The 16,253-nt window shown below is 36.4% G+C and carries 9 protein-coding genes and 1 riboswitch; of the genes, 8 read left to right on the plus strand and 1 reads right to left on the minus strand.

Going from position 1 to position 16,253, the window contains the following annotated elements; all coding sequences use genetic code 11:
• Positions 1 to 27: 27 nt before the first annotated feature.
• Positions 28 to 5,601 (plus strand): alpha-2-macroglobulin family protein, encoded by a 5,574-nt coding sequence (locus tag AABK36_RS23930; protein ID WP_309943233.1) that lies wholly within the window; start codon positions 28 to 30, stop codon positions 5,599 to 5,601.
• 65 nt (positions 5,602 to 5,666) lie between these two features.
• On the opposite strand, the gene AABK36_RS23935 is transcribed toward AABK36_RS23930, so the two are convergent.
• Positions 5,667 to 8,003 (minus strand): arylsulfatase, encoded by a 2,337-nt coding sequence (locus AABK36_RS23935; RefSeq protein ID WP_309943230.1) that lies wholly within the window; start codon positions 8,001 to 8,003, stop codon positions 5,667 to 5,669.
• 208 nt (positions 8,004 to 8,211) lie between these two features.
• On the opposite strand from AABK36_RS23935, the gene AABK36_RS23940 reads away from it, so the two are divergent.
• From AABK36_RS23940 to thiS, 7 genes are all read left to right on the plus strand, one after another.
• Positions 8,212 to 9,174, plus strand: a complete 963-nt coding sequence (locus AABK36_RS23940) for a helix-turn-helix transcriptional regulator (protein WP_309943228.1) — start codon at positions 8,212 to 8,214, stop codon at positions 9,172 to 9,174.
• A 120-nt stretch (positions 9,175 to 9,294) separates the two neighbouring features.
• Positions 9,295 to 10,944, plus strand: a complete 1,650-nt coding sequence (locus AABK36_RS23945) for a DUF6377 domain-containing protein (protein WP_309943226.1) — start codon at positions 9,295 to 9,297, stop codon at positions 10,942 to 10,944.
• Positions 10,945 to 11,113: 169 nt separating this feature from the next.
• Positions 11,114 to 13,252 (plus strand): glycoside hydrolase family 97 protein, encoded by a 2,139-nt coding sequence (locus AABK36_RS23950; RefSeq protein ID WP_309943222.1) that lies wholly within the window; start codon positions 11,114 to 11,116, stop codon positions 13,250 to 13,252.
• A gap of 228 nt (positions 13,253 to 13,480) precedes the next feature.
• Positions 13,481 to 14,056, plus strand: coding sequence for a hypothetical protein (locus AABK36_RS23955; RefSeq protein WP_338390366.1), 576 nt, complete (start codon positions 13,481 to 13,483; stop codon positions 14,054 to 14,056).
• Positions 14,057 to 14,100: 44 nt separating this feature from the next.
• Positions 14,101 to 15,024, plus strand: coding sequence for a transposase (locus AABK36_RS23960; RefSeq protein ID WP_338390367.1), 924 nt, complete (start codon positions 14,101 to 14,103; stop codon positions 15,022 to 15,024).
• 69 nt (positions 15,025 to 15,093) lie between these two features.
• The gene (locus AABK36_RS23965) at positions 15,094 to 15,558 is read left to right on the plus strand and encodes a hypothetical protein (RefSeq protein ID WP_309942760.1); all 465 of its coding nucleotides are present in this window, start codon (positions 15,094 to 15,096) and stop codon (positions 15,556 to 15,558) included.
• A 246-nt stretch (positions 15,559 to 15,804) separates the two neighbouring features.
• Positions 15,805 to 15,905: riboswitch (TPP riboswitch) on the plus strand.
• An 88-nt stretch (positions 15,906 to 15,993) separates the two neighbouring features.
• Positions 15,994 to 16,194, plus strand: coding sequence for a sulfur carrier protein ThiS (gene thiS, locus AABK36_RS23970; RefSeq protein WP_309942757.1), 201 nt, complete (start codon positions 15,994 to 15,996; stop codon positions 16,192 to 16,194).
• Positions 16,195 to 16,253: the final 59 nt, after the last annotated feature.

Raw genomic sequence — 16,253 nt, forward strand, 5'->3', positions numbered from 1 at the left:
CATATTCTATTTTTTAAATCTTCTAAGATGCAAAAGACATACACACAATCATTAAGCAAAACCAAAAGTTTAATGTCACTGCTTACTTTAGCGGCTATCTTACTAAATGTTTGGTTATTGCCTTCCTGCAATAATAAACAACAGCCTTCATCGGAGGAAATAGACAAAGCCTTTAGCAAATATGTAAGCGCTTATACAAGCGGCGTAATCTCCAAAGCCAGTTCAATCAAAATCATTTTAGTAGAAGAACAGAAAAACATAAAGGTTGGAGATATTGTCGATAGCAAACTATTTTCCTTCGATCCGGAGATCAAAGGAAAAGCTTTTTGGAGTGATAAAAATACCATCGTTTTTCAACCTGATAATTACTTAAACTCTAACCAAAAATATAAAGGGAGTTTTAAGATTGATAAAATAATGACCATTGATGGAAAACTTAAACACTTTCCTTTAAACTTTGAAACCGTAAGCCAGCATATTGATCTCAATATATACGGACTTAAAAATGCGGATGAGGATGATCCTGCTCCTCAGATTTTGGAAGGAGCTATTCTAACGGCTGATGTTGCGGATAAAAACAATATCAAAAAAACACTTAATGCCTCTCAAGAAAGTAAGAAACTAACCGTCAACTGGCTTAAAAATTCTGAAAAAAATGTCTATAGATTTGAAGTAATAGGAATCAATAGAAAAGAGAGCGCATCTGAAATAAACCTGGAGTGGAATGGTAAAGAAATTGGTGCTAAAGATAGTGGTTCAAAAGACATAGAGGTGCCGGCACTGGGAGATTTCAAAGTAACAGATAGCAAGATTATCAGAGGATCAGATCCTTACATATTAGTGCAGTTTTCAGATATCATCAAGCCAAAGCAAAGATTCAGCGACTATGTCCAAACTCAAGGAATTAAAAATCCAAAGTTTCTTGTTGACGGCAATCAATTGCGAATTTACCCTAAGGACAAAACCGGACATCAAGTAAAACTGAAGGTATTTTCCGGATTTAAAAATGTCTACAATTTTGGACTTAAAAATAATTACGAGGCTATTTTGGTATTCGAGCAAACCAAACCTAGTATTAAATTAACCAACAGCAAAGGAACGATACTACCATCTACTGACGGCTTAATATTGCCTTTTGAAGCAGTCAACCTCAAAGCAGTGGATGTCGAAGTAGTGAGAATTTTTCAAAATAACGTACTTCAATTTCTTCAAGAAAACGACCTTGGAGGACAATACCAACTAAAAAGAGTCGGAAGGCCTGTCATCAAGACCCAAATTTCCCTTAATAATTCAGGTGTGACTGATTTCACAGTATGGAATCGATTCACTTTAGATCTTTCCAAAATTATAGAAGCAGAGCCTGGAGCAATTTATCAGGTAAGAATCAACTTCCGAAAAGAGCAATCTTTATATGATTGTGGTGAAAACACGGAAAATGCTGATTTGCAAGATTTAGAGACTCCTAAGTTTGTCGAAAATCCTGATTGGGATCCCTATGAAAATAGCTACGCTCCTGATTATGAGTGGAGAGAAAGAAACAATCCTTGTTCTAATTCCTACTATGGCAGAAAGAATATGATTCAAAAGAACATATTTGCTTCAAATATCGGTGTAATTGCCAAAAAAGGAGACGACAAAAGTTTGAAACTCGCCATTACAGATTTAAGAACTACTAAGCCTATTTCAAGCGCGAAAATAGATCTATTCGATTTCCAAAATCAAATGATAAACTCAGGAAATTCTGATCATGATGGCTTCGCTACTATTGATCTTGACCTTAATCCTTTTTTAGTTGTTGTCAGCGCTGGCTCAGAGAAAGCCTACTTGAAAGTAAATGACGGAAACGCGATTTCAATGAGTAATTTTGATGTCAGCGGCCAAAAAATCATGAAAGGGATCAAGGGTTTCATCTATGGAGAGAGAGGAGTATGGAGACCAGGTGATTCGCTCCACATCGCTTTTATGCTGGAAGACTCTAAAAGCATCATTCCTGACGATCACCCTGTATCAATGACGTTAATTAACCCTAAAGGTCAAGTTGATCAAAAACTTGTACGAAATTCAAGCACAGGAGGTATTTATAACTTTAGCACTAAAGTCGACAAGGAAGCGCCTACTGGCAACTGGCTGGCTAAAGTAAATGTTGGCGGCGCTCAATTCACCAAAAGAATAAAAATCGAAACTGTAAAACCAAATCGACTAAAAATAGATTTGGACTTCGATCATGAAACTTTCAAAATTTCAGATGGGAATGAGAAAGGAAAGATCAGTGTGCATTGGCTGCATGGAGCGGTTGCTAGAAATGCCAAAGTTGATATGGATATGGCTTTATCTCCTGCCAAGACTACTTTCAAAGGGTATAGCCAATACAATTTCGATGATCCTGCAAAATATTTTGAAGGCAACGATGTGAAAATATTTGACGGCAAAGTAAATGAAAATGGAACAGCCAATATAGATTTCGAATTGCCAAAAGAAAGCACGGCACCAGGCATGCTTAAGGCCACCATCAAAGGTAAAGCATTTGAGCCTGGAGGAGATTTTAGTATTTTCAGTAGAAAATTCAGCTACTATCCTTACTCTTCTTTTGTGGGTATCAATCTGCCCAAAGGGCAAATCAAAGACAATTTACTGACAACTGGTGAAAATCATGAGGTTAGCATAGCGGTAGTGAATGACAATGGTGTTAAATCCAACAGCAAAGTCAAAGTAGAACTGTACAAACTCAGATGGAGATGGTGGTGGGACCAGTCTAGCAACAATGTGGCTAATTACCTCAGCAATGATCATAGAACACCCGTTCAAACCAAATCAATAAACACCAAAAACGGCAAAGCAAACTGGAAGCTTAATGTTCATGACGATGATTGGGGCCGATATTATATTAGAGTTACTGATTTAAATTCAGGCCACTCCACAGGAAAGGTTGTCTTCTTGGATTGGCCGGACTGGGCTGGAAGAATGCAAAGCGGAGGTGGTGACGCCGCATCCATGTTGGTGTTTACTTCTGATAAAAAAGAATATAATGTTGGAGAGAATATCAAATTAAACTTTCCTTCTACAGCTGGAGGCAGAGCTTTAATCAGTGTTGAAAATGGGACTAAAGTAATTGATGCATTTTGGAAAGAAACGAGTTCAGGTCGCACCAATGTGGAAATTCCTGCAACTGCTGAAATGGCGCCAAATGTATATATAACCATCACACTCATTCAACCACATGCGAATACGAAGAACGACCGCCCGATCAGAATGTATGGCACCATTCCTGTAAAAGTTAGCGATCCTCATACGCATTTGGCTCCTGTTATCACTATGCCTGATGTGTTATACCCTAATGAGAATGTAAGCATTACCATCCAAGAAAAAAATGACAAAGCAATGGCTTTTACTGTCGCGGTAGTAGATGAAGGCTTATTGGATCTTACAAACTTTAAAACCCCGAAGCCTTGGAACACATTTTATGCAAGAGAAGCTTTAGGCGTAAAAACTTGGGATGTGTACGACGATGTCATTGGCGCTTATTCAGGCAAAATTGAAAGAATACTGGCAATAGGCGGTGATGATGAAATCAGAGGAAACAACGACAAAGACGCTAATAGATTCAAGCCTGTCGTTAAATACTTTGGCCCGTACAAAATAGGTGAAGGAGATAGCAAAACTATTAATTTCACCATGCCTCAGTACGTTGGTTCTGTAAGAACGATGGTAATTGCCAGCAATGAAAAAGATAAAGCATATGGCGAGTCTGAAAATACAACACCCGTTAGACAGTCCTTAATGGTGCTAGGCACGTTGCCAAGAGTATTGGGTCCCAAAGAAGAGTTCAAACTCCCAGTGACTGTCTTTGCAATGGATGAATCTGTCAAATCCGCGAATATTAACTTGGAAGTAGGCGAAAGACTTATAATAACAGGACAAAAGACTCAAACTGTCAATTTCACAAAGCCTGGAGAGAAAGTTATTTATTTCGATGTGAAAGTAAAAGAATCCTTGGGAGCAAGCTATGTGAAAGTATCCGGAAGCGCAGCTGGAAAGAAATCCGAATGGGACAGCGAAATACAGATAAGACCGGCTAATCCTATAGTTACTAAAATTGTCAACAAACAAATCGAAGCTAAAGGATCTTGGCAACAAGATGTCAAACCTTTTGGGATCGACGGTAGCAATAAAATTACTATTGAAGCCTCTGTACTGCCGCCAATCAATTTGGAAAAAAGATTGGAATATCTAATCAAATACCCACATGGTTGCATCGAACAAACTACTTCATCTGTCTTCCCTCAATTATACCTTGATGAAATAATGGACTTGAGCATTAATCAAAAAGTGCGTATTGAGACGAATATCAAACAAGCCATCAACAGACTAAGAAGCTTCACAACTGACGATGGTGGATTCGCCTATTGGCCTGGACAAAGTTCACCTTCAAATTGGGGAACCAACTATGCCGGACATTTCTTGATTGAAGCGAGTAAAAAAGGCTACCATGTGCCAAATGATATGATGGACAAGTGGAAGAACTTTCAAAAAAATCGAGCTAATAAATGGCAAAGAAATTCCAATAACGGCTATAGAGACAATTCCTTAACACAAGCTTATAGACTATACACGCTCGCCCTGTCCGGCAATGCTGACTTGGGAGCGATGAACAGGCTCAAAGAAGTAAAAGAGCTTAGCAATGACGCTAAATGGAGATTGGCGCTTGCCTATGCTATCAATGGCAATAAGTCGATCGCCAATTCGATCATCAGTAATTTAAATACAAATACTGATGAAAATGACTATCGATATACTTATGGCTCTCGCTTAAGAGATCAAGCAATGATTTTGCAAACATTGAATGCTTTGAACAAGAAAGAAGAGACTCTTGATTTATTCAATAAAATAGCTAAACAACTTGGAGATCCAGATCAATGGATGAGCACGCAAACAACCGCTTTCTGTTTAATGGCTGTAGCCGAGATTAGTTCAGGAGATCTATTCAGCCAAGAATTGAACTTTACTTACCAGCCTTCAAATGGCAAAAAAGAAACCGTGATTTCCCAAGCGTCGACAAAGCAGATTGATTGGCCTGAAGCATCCGGATCATTTACTCTGACCAATGGAAGCGAAGGCATCATGTTTGGCAACTTAACGATTTCAGGAATTCCTACAGAAGGTGAAGCTACGGATGAAGAGCATCTATTGAAAATGGAAGTGATCTATAAAGATAACGAAGGCCAAATTCTGAATGTTGAAAACATTAAGCAAGGAATGGACTTCATCGCTCATATTACAATATTAAACCCAGGAACTAATGGGAATTATAAAGATATGGCATTGACTCAAATATTCCCTTCAGGTTGGGAGATTCTCAACACTAGAATCAATGACACACAATCCAATAATCAGCAATCACAATTTGATTATCAAGACATAAGAGATGATAGAGTTTATACCTATTTCGACTTGAAGAGCAATGAAAGAAAAAGCTTTTCAATCATGTTGAATGCAAGCTATCAAGGTAAATTTTATCTCCCCGCTGTCAGTTGCGAAGCTATGTACAACCATGATATCAGAGCAGTCAAAGCTGGAAAATGGATAAATGTATTGCCAGAGTAATGAATAAAAAAAGAGGCTTTAAAAGCCTCTTTTTTATCTTTATGATATGAACTTAAAAAATTAATTTATTTCCCATACTTATCAAGCAAATCAATTGACACTGAATTCAATGTTCCTGTATATTTGCTGCTTTTGACAGTATAAAGATCAACTACAGGAGTACCTGTATCTTTACCTACATCAAGCATTTCATCTAGAGAAAATAGATTAGGTATCGTTCGGTCAACTCTGCCTTTTCCAATTTCTTTACCATCCGCATACAATGTAATTTCCGCAGGTGTATAAGGCTTCATTTCATCCATAATAATCTCGGCTTTCAACTCTTTCGTTCCCTGTGGAATCTTGTTTTTTGACTTCACAACAAATGGCTTAGTCGTATCATTATAAGCATAAATCAAATTTCCTGACTTATCAACAAACATACTAAAACCTCCAAATCGACCTCCTTGAGTAATCAATACTCCTTTATTACCTCTTTTATATCCCTTCAGGTCCGCAGTCAGTTGATGTGAAACAAACTTTGTAAAAGGCGTTGCTCCCTCAGGCACACTAAATCCATTCGGGTATTTGAAATTTTTCCTGCCTGAGGCTAATGAAGGCCTGTTCGTTGATCGAAACCTTTCCGCTCTTCGATCATCTATAGGCAAAGCATTATTTTTCGCTGCTTCAGCAAAAAACAAATATTTCATATACTCCAACTTTTCCGGCATTTCGGCAGCCAAGTTTTTACCTTGAGAGAAATCTTCTTTCAAATTATATAGTTCCCAAGGCATATCCAGAATATTCATTTCTTCAGCTGACACTTGCCAAGGTTCGCTTCGCATAGCTCCTGCCCACCATCCATCGTAATAAAGTCCAAGATTCCCGAAAATCTCAAAATACTGCACTTTATGCGTTTCTTCAGCTCCAGCATCATCAAATGAATAAACAATAGAGCTTCCATCCATTGGCTTTTGTGTTACTCCGTCAATCTGGTCTGGCATTTCCAATCCGGCAATTTCCAAAATCGTCGGAGCGATATCCGTCACATGAGTAAACTGGGAACGAACCCCTCCTTTTTCTTTTATTCCAGTTGGGTATGAGATAGCCATTGCATTTCTAACTCCTCCCAAATGAGAACAAATTTGCTTTGTCCACTGATAAGGTGAATTCACAGCCCATGCCCAACCAGCTGGCATATGATTAAAGAACTTTTCCGAACCTAATGTTCCATCTTTCACTGCCTTCACCTTGTCTTCCCATGGCTCTGGAATACCATTGAATACAGCCATTTCATTAAGCAAACCTTCCATTCCACCCTCAGCTGAAGCACCATTGTCTCCTGCTATGTAAATAAATATGGTATTATCCAGTTTTCCCATTTCATCCACAGCATCATAAAGCCTTTTTATCTGATCATCTGTGTGCTCAGTGAATCCAGCAAATACTTCCATCATATTCGCATATACCATTCTTTGCTCATCTGTCAGGCTATCCCATGCAGGTAAACTCTCAGGGCGAGGCGTCAACTCCGCATTTTCAGGTATAATGCCTTTTGCAATCATATTTTCCCAAGCACGCTCTCTGAATACATCCCATCCTTCATCAAACTTGCCTTTATACTTGTCAATATACTCTTTTGGTGCTTGGTGAGGCGCATGAACAGCTCCTGGTGAAAAGTATACAAAAAACGGTTTTTCTGGCGCCAGAGCATTCACTGACTCAATATAGCTGATCGCTTTATCTGCCATATCATGCGTCAAGTGATATTTGGATCCATCGGCATTGGCTGAAGGCGGTTCTATCCTATTCCTGTTTTCAACTAGTGCAGGATGAAACTGATCCGTGTCGCCACCTAAGAATCCATAGAAATAGTCAAAACCCAATTGATTTGGCCAACGATCAAAAGGTCCAACAAATGACGCTTCCCAAGCAGGCACATTATGGTTTTTCCCAAACCATGAAGTAGAATAACCAGCTACTTGAAGCACCTTCGCAAAAGATCCTGTTTCCTTTGGCATAAGCGAAGTGTATCCATCATTACCATTAGCAAGCTCCATGATGATTCCCGTCTCAGCTTCATGGTGATTTCTTCCTGACAATATAGAAGCTCTGGTCGGAGAACTCAAAGCTGTTGTATGAAAACGGTTATATATCAATCCTTCATCGGCGATTTGGTCAAATGCCGGAGTGGAAATCTGTCCTCCTGTCGCCCCCATTTGCGCAAAGCCAACATCGTCCAAAAGCACCATGACAATATTAGGATTTCCGTCAATGCCATTGGCTTTAAAGTTTAGCTCCTGTGGCTTGGAATCTTGAGATTCATGCACGCTAAGTCCTTTTACAGGCACTTGGCTCATTGCTGGCGCAGTTAGCATCAAACCAGCCATTAAAGCTTGAATTTTTTTGCTGGAATTATTCATATGATAATCAATTTAAATTGAAGCAATTCTTCTCGCCATTTACTCTTGAAAATCACAACTTTCAAAGAGTCCTATTTTTGCCGAAGAATTAAATTATTACCAATACAAATATCCCAATGCCAGTTTGATCGTTTATTATAAAAAAGAAGCATACAGTTACAAAATAACGTCAAAATTAATGGCTTACCCCTTTTAAATTCTTGTCACCATGAGTAAAGAAATCATTGAAATTAAGACCACGGATTATGACAATATCGGTTTCTTTAAAAAATTCAGCCAAGAACGAAATGGCAATTGGGATGGTGAAATGCTGAATTTCACAGATCACAATGGAACTTACCAGGTTGTCACTTACAACTATCCCAACATGATTAATGTAGGAGTTACAGACATTTATCTCAACCAACCCTTTATGGCTGTTAACGAAAGTACTGATCAGGAAAAGTATTTCTCGCTTCGAATAGGTTTCCATGGCAACATCTCTAACATTCCCAACAGCACCATGAATTCAGAAGGAATATTTATGTACGATGCTACTCAACCATTCAAAATAACTTACCCTGCCAAGCAAAGAACTCGATGGATGAGTATAAGAGTACCCTACAGTTTTTTCAAAGATTGGAATTATTTGCTCACCGACTCATTCTCTCGACTGCTTACTGAAAACCCCAAATGGTACTTTTATTTTCGCTTACCTTCCCATATCGAATCTTTGGTTAGAGACTGTTTCATGATTGTCAATGATAAAAAAATACGAAAATCCATCTTCTATTCCAGAGCCTATGAAATCATCGCTCGCATATCGATTTTAGTAGAGGATCAAGGCCAATTTATTGTAAAAAAGAATATTCATGCTGACGATTTAAGCTTAATGCTTCAACTAAAAGAATATTTGCTACAAGATTTTTCTCAACCTCCCTCTATCGAAAAATTGAGCAAAAAATATCATATGAGCATCTCAAAAATACAAAGAAGCTTTCAATCTGTCTATGGAATTTCCATTCTCAAATTTTTCAATCAACACCGACTAGAAGAAGCGCAAAGACAGATCAAGTATACAGATAAAACATTATTGACTATCAGCGAAGAATTAGGCTTTAATAGTTTGCCCCATTTCAGTTCGGCATTCAAAAAACAGTTTAATGAAAACCCAAGCGACCTTCGCAAATAGCTTCATTAGCTTTCTTTATCTAATTGCCCAAAATCAACCATGAATGAATAAGATTTAAAACATACATCATTGGTGATAATTTATATATTTGGAAGCTATAATAAGTAAAAGGCCGTGGGGATGAATAAACTATTTTTTATTATTTCATTTTTAATATCATCGCAAGTTTTTGCTCAAAACAGCGACAGCTATTTGAAGCAATTAGACCATGAAATTGCATTAAGGGATAATTACTCTCAAATCAGAGAACAACGCATTACAATTCTTAAAACTCTATTAAGTGAAGCCAATAACAACAAAGAAAAATATGCCGTTCAAAAGCAATTATATGATCAATACGCCCCCTATCAGGCTGATTCCGCTTTTTACTATGCCAATCAATGCGTAAAAACAGCTCAAAAAGAAAGTGATGAAAATCTTATCATACAATCAAAAATTCAACTTATACATGCTTATATTCTTGTCGGAGCCTATGTAGATGCATCGAACGCTTGCAAAAAATTAAAAAATAATATTTCCACACCAAGTCAATTATACTCTTACTACGAACTTCAAAGAATACTGTATGCAAACTTAAGCATGTATCAATTCCCTGCTCCTATTATGCAGAAATACAACAAACTAAAAAATGCATACTTGGATTCATTGCTAAGCCAAAAAAAGAACGATCAGTGGTATCAATTGCTAAAATCTGAAAAATTGATTGAAGAAGGAGATAATCAACAAGCTATTGCGTTATTAGAAAGCTCTCTAAAGCATATGAATATCAATGACAGAGAATTTGCTTTTTTTGCATATGTGCTATCTCATGCGTATGAAAATGTGAATCAAACGGATGAGCAAATGAAGTTCCTATGTCTTTCTGCAATTACTGATATTAAATCAGCTGTCAAAGAAAATGCCGCCTTGAGAGAACTCGCTTTATTGTTGTATAAAAATGGAGATATTGACAAAGCCTATTCTTATATCAAAATCGCTCTTGAAGACGCCAATTTCAGTCAAGCTAAATTGCGCTCATTTGAAGTATGGGAAGTAATGCCTTTAATCAATCAGGCCTATCAAATTGCTCAAACAAATAAACAGAGAAATCTTTATTACTTCGCTGTAATCGCCTCATGTCTTGTTTTCATATTGATCCTTTCGGTCATAATGATTCGCAAGCAAAGCCGAAAAATTCAAAATGCTAATATTCAAATCAAAGAAAATAATCAAAACCTAAGAACTCTAAATGAACAACTGCAAAGCAGTAAATTGCATATCGAAGAAATAAACGATAAACTATTAGCTTCAAACCAACTTCGTAAATCATATATCGCCAAATATCTTGGACTTTGTTCATCATACATTGCTAAAATGAATCTTTACAGAACTCGCTTGCTTAGAAAAGCCAGCACTTCAAGCAAAGACTCGTTGCTTACTATACTCAAGTCCAAAGACATCATCGATGAAGAGCTTAAGCATTTTTATAAAGATTTCGATGAAGCATTTTTAGGACTGTATCCAACCTTTGTAGAAGAGTTTAATCTCTTGCTGAAGCCAGAAGAAAAACTTATTCCCAAAAAAGGAGAACTGCTAAATACCGAGTTGAGAATATTTGCTCTAGTGCGAATTGGTATTTCTGAAAGCGCTCAAATCGCTGAGTTTTTACGCTACTCTCCCAATACTATATATAACTACAAAGCCAAGGTGAAAAATAAGTCGAAAACCCAGAGAGAAGATTTTGAAAAAGAAGTCATGAATATTGGTTCTATCGATAAAATTGAAAAATAATCGCTAACTACATCTATATAAGCATCCACTTTATCCAGCACAAAAAACCACACAAACCACTACATACCAACACTTTAACAAAATATCACATCCACCAATAAACTCACTGCTATATCAATTCTAGTTTTTTCATTTGATATTTGAATCAAGAAAAAACAAGCGCAAAGCAATGAAAAATATAGCATTAACTTTTACCATGGTGTTTGCTTTCTTCATTTCAAAAGCTGAAGAATTCAAATCGCCAAATCAAAAATTCAAATTAGTATTTGAACTAAATGAGCGAGGCAGACCAACTTATCAATTGACAATGGATGATGCCACCATTGTTAAGACTAGTAAGATGGGTTTGGAGCTGAAAGATACTGAGTCACTGCTTGAAGGATTTACAGTTAAAAGCGTAAATCAGTCAACTTTCGATGAAACTTGGGAACCTATTTGGGGAGAGCAAAAAGAGGTAAGAAATCATTATAATGAAATGGAAGTCTTGCTATCTCAGCCAAAAACCAATCGTGAAATGATCATCCGATTCAGGCTTTTCGATGACGGATTAGGTTTTAGGTACGAGTTCCCTGAGCAAGACAATCTTATTTACTTCGTCATCAAAGAAGAGCGTACTGAATTCGCCATGACTGACAACCATACTGCATTTTGGATACCGGGGGATTTTGATACGCAAGAATACAGCTATACAAAATCAAGGTTAACTGAAATTAGCAGTCTTTTTGATGAAGCCTACACAGGCAATGCCTCGCAAACCTCATTTTCCAAAACAGGTGTGCAAACCTCATTACAATTAAAAACTGATGATGGGATTTATATCAATTTACACGAGGCGTCCCTAATGGAATACCCTGCTATGCATTTGAATCTAGATGACAAGACATTGATCTTCGAATCTTTTTTAACACCTGACGCTCTTGGAGACAAAGGATATATGCACGCTCCTAGAGTCACACCTTGGAGAACCGTGATCGCCAGCAAAAATGCCGGAGACATATTATTATCAAGCATAACACTTAACCTGAATGAACCTTGCGCCTACGAAAACACCGATTGGATCAAACCTGTCAAATATATTGGAGTATGGTGGGAAATGATCACAGGCATGAGTGACTGGGCTTATACTCAACTTCCTGCGGTACAATTAGGCAAAATAGACTATTCACAACTTGAAAGGAACCCAAAGCACGCGGCAAATACAACTAGAGTAAAAGAGTATATTGATTTTGCCTCTGAACATGGATTTGACGCAGTATTGGTAGAAGGCTGGAACGAAGGTTGGGAAGACTGGATCGGCAAGTCTAAAGATTATGTCTTTGATTTCCTGACTCCTTATCCTGACTTTAGTGTGGAAGAAGTTCGCGATTATGCTAAAAGCAAAGGCGTGGAAATGATGATGCATCATGAGACATCCGGATCGGTAAGAAACTATGAAAGACACTTGGACAAGGCTTATCAATTCATGAAAGACAATGGCTACAATTCTGTTAAAACAGGATATGTAGGAAATATTATCCCAAGAGGTGAAACTCACTATGGACAATGGATGGTCAATCATTATCAATACGCTCTGGAAAAAGCCGCTGAGTATGAAATCATGATCAATGCTCACGAAGCTGTGAGACCTACAGGTCTTTCGCGTACTTATCCAAATCTGATTGGCAACGAATCCGCAAGAGGCACAGAGTATGAAGCTTTCGTAGGAAGCAATCCTGATCATACGACCATCTTGCCATTTACTCGACTAATTGGCGGCCCTATGGATTATACTCCGGGTATATTTCAGACAGATATCAATAAAGTGAACCCTGAAAGAAACACATATGTGCGCACAACTTTAGCCCGTCAGTTAGCACTATATGTGACTATGTACAGCCCGCTTCAAATGGCCGCTGATGTTCCTGAAAACTATGAACAGCACTTGGATGCCTTCCAATTCATCAAAGATGTCGCTCTAGACTGGGATAAAACATTAGTGCTTGAGGCAGAACCAGGTGACTATATCACTTATGCGCGTAAAGAAAAAGGAAGCACTAACTGGTTCGTTGGAAGAACGAATGATGAAGAAGCTAGAGATTCAAACATCAGATTTGACTTCTTGCCAAAAGGCAAAACATATATAGCAACAGTATACAGCGATGCTAAAGACGCTCACTTTCGAGATAATCCACAAGCCTATCAAATCAAAAAGTTTGTCGTTAACAGCAAATCAAAGCTAAATCAATACTGCGCTCCGGGCGGAGGATATGCGATCAGTATCAAGGAAACACAAAATAAAGCTGACACTAAAGGCCTTAAACGACTTTAGTTCTCAATAAAAAAACTTACTTTATAAAGACTGTCTATATTGGCAGTCTTTTTTTATATTAATCCTTCCTCTTTATTAACAGTAGATAAGCACATGCTTTTGTTAAGTAGGTAAAAGATATATGCCTTAAATTGAAATTTAACACAATTATTTAATTTATTTTTTTACTTCAAAAAATTATATTAATTTAATAGGATTTAAAGAAAATATCTAGTCCACAGAATAAGCATGATCCAATCTAAAAACCTCTTTAGGTTTATTGATTCAAAAAGAGTTATTATAGTGAGTGCCATTGTAATCTCACTTACAATAATTTCTGTATGGTTATTTGGCCTTGGTAATTCAGCCACAATAATTCATAACTCAATATTATCAACGTCGATTATATCAGGTTCTTTCTTATTATTTACTACCTACGGATTATATAATGGATATAAATTAAAAGATAACCTTGGAGGTATTACAGATAGATTTAGACTGAAATCTATTAAAAAAATAATTGAATCGGTAGCTAACTTATTCAATGAATTAGCTGATACTGGAAGTGGTGCTGATAACATCATTGGTTATATTATAAGCATTATTCTGTGGATAATTGTATCAATCGTTATTGGTATATTATTTTGGGTATTCAGTACTGTTTTATGGGGAGTAATCTTAATATTCTCAGCGATGCTATATTGGATTTACTTCAGAGCTCTTAGACTAGTATTTAAACAATCCTATGTTTGTAAAGGAAAATTAATTAAAAGCTTAACTGTTGGTTCTTTTTATACATTGCTGTATAATGCGAATCAACAGTAAGATTTAGGTAATAAAAATATAGCTAAGAGTTTTAACTTAGTTTTATGCCAATAAAATTAAGATTAATAACACTCTACAGCTATATCTCCAATCAATATAACACTCATTTGAGATATTTTTGTCAACGATTCAGTAATAATTCCAATGAAGGGAAGTTTAGTGATGTTGAAATCCTGACTTGTTATTTCTTTTCAGTTATTGAAGAAGAAGTATTTAAGATTAAGAAAATACATCGTTTCATTCAAAATTACTGGAAAGATTGGTTTCCTCATTTGCCTAGTTATCAAGCTTTTTCAAAACGTTTAAATCGTTTAGAATCTATTTTGCCTATGCTTGTTAATAGTTTAGTTGAAACGCTTTTATCTGGTCATGATTTAGAACAAACAGACCGTTTAATTGACTCAATGCCAATTATACTTTCTAAAGGAAGAGGTAATGGGAAAGTTGCGTCAAATATTGCTGATAAAACATATTCATCGAGTAAAAAAATACATTATTATGGTGTTAAGCTACATATGGTTTCATTAAGAGTTATTGACAAAATGCCTACTCCAGAGCTTATAGGAATCACTAAAGCATCTAATCATGATTTACCACCAGTAAAAGGTGTATTGGCTGGTTTAAAAAATTGTAAAGTCTTTGCGGATAAAGCATATGCTGACCATGAATTAGAGGATTTATTGTACAAAAATAACAATGTATCATTACTTACACCTGAGAAATTAGTAAAAGGAGAATCTCCATATTACAGAGAGTTTGCCCATGCTTTTAGAAAACAATGGGGAAAAGCAATTTCTAGTGTCAGACAACCTGTTGAAGTATTTTTCAATTGGTTAATTGAAAAAACAGGTATTCAAGATGCCTCTAAAGTAAGATCAGAGAAGGGACTAATGGTCCATATTTATGGCAAACTAGCTTCTGCTCTTTTGATATTAGCCAATTTTTTAACTATTGATCCGCATGTATAGTTCATGGATATTTGGAATCATCTACATTATCAGAATAATTTAAATTTTCGGTTTAAAAAAAGTTGCCTCATGCCAATAGATATTAACGGATGGATTGAATATTCTCCATATACTAATGAACAAGAAAGAAAAGAAGAATACACTTGGTTTACTTGGATGGATGTTTCTTCATTTATTCGCTTTAATGTAAATGTTAATTGGGTTATTTTTGGCAATCCAAGAGATTTTCAAAGTGAACTCCCTGATGTAATTCCAATTGCAAAAAATAGAGGCCTACCTAATAATCTAAGCTATTTTCCTAACCTCGATGTAACTGAAGATATTGAGTATGAAAAAAAGAATTGTAATAATGAAATATTTGGATTTACCCACTTTTACTTTTCCGAAATAGACAGAATAGATTGGCTTGAGAGCTATCAAATTGATATTGACAAAACTGAATGGGGGAAGCTTTTTGCCTTAACAAAAGAATTTCAAAGACTTAAAAAAATTCAGTCTAATCAAATTCGGTTTACTGTATGGTATAATTGGTAAACTTTAATTTAATTCCGTTATCCAAATAAATAGTTGTAGGAATGTGTAAGTAGATATCTCCTTATTAATTAAAAGAAGGAGCTCATTTTTTAACAACTATCCAACTCATCAATATTCATTATATTTCAAGTGTTTACCATTTTGCAATACATGCAAGATCACTTTTCATCTTATATTCATTATAAATAGATAATTTTTAGATTAAATTTCTTTTGATTTTACTTCAATTTGATAGCTTTGTGAAAGTAAAAGCTTTAGGGGTGTTCTGAAATTTGTTCAGAACTGAGAAATTACCCTTCGAACCTGATTCAGTTCGCACTGACGTAGGGAAAAGTAATCCAATCATTACATCTAGTACCAAGCCAAGGACTGGATATCCTTTTCCTGCGACAAGCTTTTTGCACTTTAATTCTAAATTTAAATTGCTTAGAATACATGCAGGTATACATCAACAATGAACTTCAAGAATTCGATGCCGATCTATCGGTAGAAAAAATGCTTGCTTCCATGCAAATCAAGCCTAATGGCATCGCTATTGCCATCAACAATACTATTGTTTCAAAGAGCAAATGGGACGGTCATTTTATCAAAGAAAATGACAAAATAACCATTATCAAAGCCACTCAAGGAGGCTAATTTAGACTACTGCTCAAGCTTGACAAGCTGTTGAATAAACCGCATCCAATAAAGCAATA

It is taken from the genome of Aureibacter tunicatorum, assembly GCF_036492635.1.
GTDB lineage: Bacteria > Bacteroidota > Bacteroidia > Cytophagales > Cyclobacteriaceae > Aureibacter > Aureibacter tunicatorum.

What these genes read in the sequence shown, in the direction of transcription:
- AABK36_RS23930 (WP_309943233.1), top strand. Translation starts at nt 28, where the DNA reads ATGCAAAAGACATACACACAATCATTAAGCAAAACCAAAAGTTTAATG.
- AABK36_RS23935 (WP_309943230.1), bottom strand. Translation starts at nt 8,003, where the DNA reads ATGAATAATTCCAGCAAAAAAATTCAAGCTTTAATGGCTGGTTTGATG.
- AABK36_RS23940 (WP_309943228.1), top strand. Translation starts at nt 8,212, where the DNA reads ATGAGTAAAGAAATCATTGAAATTAAGACCACGGATTATGACAATATC.
- AABK36_RS23945 (WP_309943226.1), top strand. Translation starts at nt 9,295, where the DNA reads ATGAATAAACTATTTTTTATTATTTCATTTTTAATATCATCGCAAGTT.
- AABK36_RS23950 (WP_309943222.1), top strand. Translation starts at nt 11,114, where the DNA reads ATGAAAAATATAGCATTAACTTTTACCATGGTGTTTGCTTTCTTCATT.
- AABK36_RS23955 (WP_338390366.1), top strand. Translation starts at nt 13,481, where the DNA reads ATGATCCAATCTAAAAACCTCTTTAGGTTTATTGATTCAAAAAGAGTT.
- AABK36_RS23960 (WP_338390367.1), top strand. Translation starts at nt 14,101, where the DNA reads ATGCCAATAAAATTAAGATTAATAACACTCTACAGCTATATCTCCAAT.
- AABK36_RS23965 (WP_309942760.1), top strand. Translation starts at nt 15,094, where the DNA reads ATGCCAATAGATATTAACGGATGGATTGAATATTCTCCATATACTAAT.
- thiS (WP_309942757.1), top strand. Translation starts at nt 15,994, where the DNA reads ATGCAGGTATACATCAACAATGAACTTCAAGAATTCGATGCCGATCTA.